Below are 5,750 nucleotides of genomic sequence, written 5' to 3' on the forward strand. Positions count from 1 at the left end.
CGCCGCCTCGGCCGACCGCGCCGCCTATGTGGCCTGGGCGGCGCGGCGGCCGGCGGTGGTGGCCCTGAGCGGGGCCGCCGGCGAAGGCGCACGCGTCCTCGACGGGTCGGCCGCCGAGCCGTATCCGGCCGACGCCCTGGCGACCCCCAAGCTGGTCAGTTTCCGAGCAGCGGACGGAACGGTGGTGCAGGGCCAGCTTTTCCAGCGCGACGACGGGCCCGCCGCCAAGCCGGGGATGATCTTCGTCCACGGCGGCCCGCCGCGCCAGATGCTGCTCGGCTGGCACTACATGGGCTACTATTCCAACGCTTACGCCACCAACCAGTATCTCGCCGCGCACGGCTTCGTGGTTCTGTCGGTGAATTATCGCCTCGGCATCGGCTATGGCCGGGCCTTCCAGCAGCCGGACCATGCGGGCTATGCGGGCGCTTCGGAGTACCAGGACGTGGTGGCCGGGGCGCGCTTCCTGCAGGGTGTCACGGGCGTCGATCCGAAACGCATCGGCATCTGGGGCGGCTCCTACGGCGGCTACCTGACCGGGCTGGCCCTGGCCAGGAACTCCGAGCTGTTCAAGGCCGGTGTCGACTTGCACGGGGTGCACGACTGGTCAGCCGACCTGAACGACTGGGTCGGCCCGGCGCAGAAGCGCTACGAGCAGGGCGACCGGGCCGAGGCGATGCGGGTCGCCTTCCAGTCCTCCCCGGACGCGGACGTGAAGACCTGGCGCTCGCCGGTGCTTCTGATCCAGGGCGACGACGACCGCAACGTCCACTTCTCCGAGACGGTGGACCTGACCCGCCGGCTGGATGCCCAGGGCGTGCGCCATGAAGAGCTGGTGATCCCGAACGAGATCCACGGCTTCCTGCGCTATGCGAGCTGGCTGGCGGCGGACCGGGCCACGGTGGCGTTCCTGACGCGCGAGCTGGGGGCGCGGTGACCTGCAAGATGCTCCCCCTCAGGGGGAAGCTGTCGGCGAAGCCGACTGAGGGGGCCGACGCGAAGCGGCGGCGCAGCCCCCTCCACCAGGCTACGCCCGGTCCCCCTCCCCCAAGAGGGGAGGATCGGAGGCCAGGCGCCCCGCCAGGGCATCCTCGATCAGCGCGATGGTGCGGTCCAGGCCGAAGATGGCGGCGAAGGAGCCGAAGCGGGGGCCTTGCGGCTGGCCCAGCAGCACCTCGTAAAGGGCGGCGAACCATGACCGCAGCGGGTCGAAGCCTGTGGCCTTGCCGGCCTCGTAGACCTCGAACTGGATCGCCTCGCCATCCGCGTCCGGCGCCAGGGTCCGGAAGCGGGCGACGAGGTCCTCCATGGCGGCGCGCTCGCGGGCGTCCGGCGCCCGGAAGCGCTTGTTGGGCCGCACGAAGTCCTCGTAGTAGTGCAGCGCACCGTCGGCCATGCGGTCCACCAGGGGATGGCTCTCCGGCGTCGTCCCCGGCCGGTACTTGCCGATGAAGCCCCACAGCATCGCCTTGTCCGAGGCGCCCGAGGCGGAGACGAGGTTCAGCAGCAGGCCGAAGCTGACCGGGGACGGCGGCGGCGGCGAGCCGTCGTGCACGTGCCACATCGGGTTATCGATCTGCTTGGCGGGCGGCTGGCCCGGATAGGCCTCCAGGCTCTGCAGGTACTCGTCGGCCGCCCGGGGGATGACGTCGAAATAGAGCCGCTTGGCCGATCTCGGCGACTGGAACAGGTAGAAGGCCAGGCTTTCCGACGGGCCGTAGCGCAGCCAGTCCTCCAGGCTCAGGCCATTGCCCTTGGACTTGGAGATTTTGGCGCCCTCGGCGTCCAGGAATAGCTCGTAGGTGAAGCCGTCCGGGGGCGCGCCCCCCAGCAGCTTGCAGAGGCGGGTGGCGAGCTTGACCGAGTCGATCAGGTCCTTGCCGCTCATCTCGTAGTCGACGCCCAGCGCCGCCCAGCGCATGGCCCAGTCCGGCTTCCACTGCAGCTTGACGTGGCCGCCGGTGACCGGGACCTCGGTCCGCGCGCCGTCCTCGTCCTCAAACAGGATGGTCCCCCGCCCCACGTCGCGCTCCAGCGTCGGGACCTGCAGCACCCGGCCGGTCTTGGGGCTGATGGGCAGGAAGGGCGAGTAGGTGGCGCGCCGGTCGGGGCCGAGGGTCGGCAGCATCACGTCCTGGATGGCGTCGAAGCGTTCGAGCGCCAGCCTCAGCTTGCCGTCGAACATCCCCGAGCGGTAGGCTTCGGTGGAGGACTGGAAGCGGTACTCGAAGCCGAAATGGTCCAGAAAGCCCCGCAGGCGGGCGTTGTTGTAGGCGCCGAAGCTCTCGTGCTCGCCGAAGGGGTCGCGGACGGCGGTGAGCGGCTTGTCCATGTCCTCTTCCAGCCAGTCCTGGTGCGGCACGTTGGGGGGCGCCTTGCGCAGCCCGTCCATGTCGTCGCTGAAGCAGATCAGCTCGGTGGGGATCGTGTCCTCCGTCAGGGCGCGGAAGGCGTTGCGCACCATCGTCGTGCGCAGCACCTCCTGGAAGGTGCCGAGGTGCGGCAGGCCCGAGGGGCCGTAGCCGGTCTCCAGACGGACGGGCGTTGCGGTGAGCGCGGGAAAGGCGTCCGCCGCGGCGGCGGCCTGTCCATCGGCGATCAGGCGGGCGGCTTCGTGCTGGGCGTCGCCCTGCAGGCGCAGGCGCAGCACCCGGGCAAGCAGCAGCCGCGCCTGGTCGAATGGCCAGCTGCGCGCATCGTGGGCGAGGATGGACAGGCCAGTCAGCATGAGGTGGCGATAGGGGCGGGGCGGAGCCGGGTCAACGCCGCGACGCTGCTGCTCGCCCACCAAGTCCCTGCCCTCACGGAGAGGAGCAGGGGATTACAGCGCCACCAGCCCGTCCGGCGGGAGCTCCACGGCGACGGCCTCGCGGCGGACCTGCAGGAGCATGCCGCAGGCGGCGACCGCCGCGGCGCCGAGCGCCAGCCACCACTCCTGCCAGACGCCGAAGCTGATCGCCCCGATCAGCAGGTAGACCGAGCCCGTGGCGCAGGCGACGGCCGCCCAGGCCGGGTCCGACCTGGCCAGCCGCGCCACCTTGTAGAACAGCCAGCCGAAGAACAGCGCGCCCAGCAGCGCGCCGGGAACACCGAGCTCCAGCCACAGCTGCAGCGCCATGTCGTGGGGGTGCATGGGGATGTTGGGCTCGAAGGCGCGGCTGGAGTCCAGGCCGTAGCCCAACAGCGGCCGGTGCGCGATGAGCCTGGAGGCGAAGCGCCAGACGTCCAGCCGCACGTGCCAGGACAGCTTGCCCACATCGCTCGGCAGGTCCGGCGGCGCCGCGGCGCCATGCGGCAGGAAGACCAGCGGCGCGGCCAGGACGTAGACCCCTGCGCCCACCGCGCAGGCCCAGGCGCCGAGCCGCGCCTCCATCCTCACGCCGGCGAAGACCAGCAGCGACAGGATCATGGCCGCAGCCGGCGCGTCCACGCCCAGCAGCAGCGAGCTGGCCACGATCAGCCCGCCGATGACCACCGGTACGCCGGCGGGGACCTTGCGCCAGGTGAACAGCGCCGCCGGCCAGAACATCAGCGCGACCGCATAGCAGCCCCGCGCCGCGTTGCGCTTGGCGATGTCGGGCGTCAGCGGCTTGCCGGACATGGCGCTGAGCACGCCCGTGATCTGGCCCTGGGCCAGCCCGTCCAGCATCAGCACCGCAACCGCCGCCCAAAGGGTCCAGGCCAGCCACGTCATGGCCCGGGTCCGCGGCCCGGTGGAGAGCTTCAGGGCGCCCGAGACGAAGGCGCAGTCGAGCACCAGCTGGAACACCAGCTTGGGAGCGGTCAGGGCCTGCAGCTGGTTGTAGGTGTGCGGGTGGGCCTGCAGCGGCGCCAGCGGGCTCCAGGCGAAGCTCGCCACCGCCCAGGCGGTCAGCAGGGTCAGGATGACCACGCCCACGGGCGGGAGGCGGCGTTGCAGCACGAAGCTCAGCGCCGCCGCGCCGCCGACGGCGGTCACCAGCGCCTCGCCCTCGTCGCCCAGATAGCCCACCGGCAGCAGCAGGGCGAACAGCACGATCATCAGCACGGCGAACCAGTGCGGCGCCCGGGCCGCCTCGAAGGTGAAGGGCGGCGTGGCCTGGGCGGACGCCGCAGGCGGTATGGCGGTCAAGGCGAGGCTCCGAAACGTTTGCGCCTGGAGAGTAGAGCATCGCCACGGAATGTGGAGGGCCGCCGGCTGGCCTCGCGCTTGGCAAGGCGGCGCGCCGTCGATACAGCCCCCCGGTCGCGCCGCTGCGACGAAGGAGAGCCGCCCCTCGAGCCATGTGCGGGATCGCCGGGATCATCATGCGCAACGGCGAGGCGGTGGACCCCGCCGTGCTGGAGCTGCTGGCCTCGGCCCTGCACCACCGCGGCCCCGACTCCTGCGGCCTCCATGTCGACCAGGACGTGGCGCTGGTGGACACGCGGCTCGCCATCGTCGACGTGGCGGGGGGTCGCCAGCCGCTGTTCGGCCCCCAGGGCGCGGCCCTGGTGGCCAATGGCGAGATCTACAACGCACCCGAGCTGCGCCAGTCGCTGGGCGGCGCCTTCGCCACCCTTTCGGACTGCGAGCCCGCCGTGCACCTCTACGAGCGGGAGGGGGTGGACTACGCGATGCGGCTGCGCGGCATGTACGCCATCGCCATCCACGACCGGCGCGCTGACCGGGTGCTGCTCTCCCGCGACCCCTTCGGCATAAAGCCCCTGTACTATGTGGAGACGCCGGCGCTGTTCGCCTTCGCCTCCGAGCCCCAGGCCCTGTTCGCCGCCGGCCTGGCGCGCCCGGTCCTGCGCGAAGGCGCGACCGCCGAGCTGATGCAGCTGAAGCACGTCACGGGGCGGGCGACGATCTTCGACGGTGTGGAGCGGGTGGAGCCCGGCGAGACCCTGGTGCTGCAGGGCGGCCGGATCGTGGACCGCCGGCGCATCCCGACGGTGCTCCCGCGGACGCCCACCCGCCGGCGCCTGGCCGCCGCGGTGGAACGGTTCGATGCGGTGATGGCCGACAGCGTGGCGGTGCACCTGCGCACCGACGTGCCCTATGGGCTGTTCTTCTCCGGCGGCGTGGACTCCACCCTCCTGCTGCACCTGATGCGGCGGCTGTCGGCCACGCCCGTGCGCGCCCTCACCATCGGCTACGAGGGGCGCGACCCAGCCGACGAGAGCTTCGGCGCGATGAAGGCGGCCGGGGCGCTCGGCGCGGACTGCACGCGCGTGGAGATGGGCGCGGACGACTTCTGGCGGCTGGCGCCTCGCGTGGCCGCCGCGGTGGACGATCCCACCGCTGACCCCGCCGTACTGCCGACCTATGTGCTGGGCCGCGCGGCCCGCGCCGCCGGGCTCAAGGTGGTGCTGAGCGGAGAGGGCGCCGACGAACTGTTCGGCGGCTACGCCCGCTACCGCCGCGCCACCCTCCCCATCTTCGGCGGCCGGAATAGCGGCAAGAGCGGGGTGTTCGACGGCGTCGCGGTTCTGGCGCGCGCGTTCGGCGGCTGGTCAGGGCCTTTCGACGCCATCGCCAGGGCCGCCCCGGGCCGCAGCCGGCTGGACCGGCTGCAGGCGCTCGACTGCGAAGAGCGGCTGCCCAACAGCTTGCTCGTCAAGCTCGACCGCTGCCTCATGGCGGGCAGCGTGGAGGGCCGCACGCCCTTCCTGGACCGGGAGGTCGCCGGTTTCGCCGCCACCCTGCCCGACCGCCTGCGCGCCACGCCCCGCCACGGCAAGGTTCTGCTGCGCCACTGGCTGGCGGCCCATGCGCCCGAGACCCG

The 5,750-nt window shown here is 72.1% G+C and carries 4 protein-coding genes; 2 read left to right on the plus strand and 2 right to left on the minus strand.

What is annotated here, in order from left to right; genetic code table 11:
- The coding region (locus HUV06_RS14250) for a S9 family peptidase (RefSeq protein WP_174301917.1) at positions 1-937 on the plus strand (937 nt) is incomplete at its 5' end.
- Positions 938-1,027: 90 nt separating this feature from the next.
- Here HUV06_RS14250 and HUV06_RS14255 read toward each other — a convergent pair.
- Both HUV06_RS14255 and HUV06_RS14260 read right to left on the minus strand, forming a co-directional pair.
- The gene (locus HUV06_RS14255; RefSeq protein ID WP_174301918.1) at positions 1,028-2,728 is read right to left on the minus strand and encodes a lysine--tRNA ligase; all 1,701 of its coding nucleotides are present in this window, start codon (positions 2,726-2,728) and stop codon (positions 1,028-1,030) included.
- A gap of 93 nt (positions 2,729-2,821) precedes the next feature.
- Positions 2,822-4,111: an O-antigen ligase gene (locus HUV06_RS14260; protein ID WP_174301919.1), complete on the minus strand. Its 1,290-nt coding sequence runs from the start codon at positions 4,109-4,111 to the stop codon at positions 2,822-2,824.
- A 152-nt stretch (positions 4,112-4,263) separates the two neighbouring features.
- Here HUV06_RS14260 and asnB point away from each other — a divergent pair.
- Positions 4,264-5,750, plus strand: a 1,487-nt coding sequence (asnB, locus tag HUV06_RS14265; RefSeq protein WP_174301920.1) for an asparagine synthase (glutamine-hydrolyzing), incomplete at its 3' end; no start/stop codon positions are given.

This window comes from Caulobacter sp. S45, from assembly GCF_903642205.1.
GTDB lineage: Bacteria > Pseudomonadota > Alphaproteobacteria > Caulobacterales > Caulobacteraceae > CAHJWH01.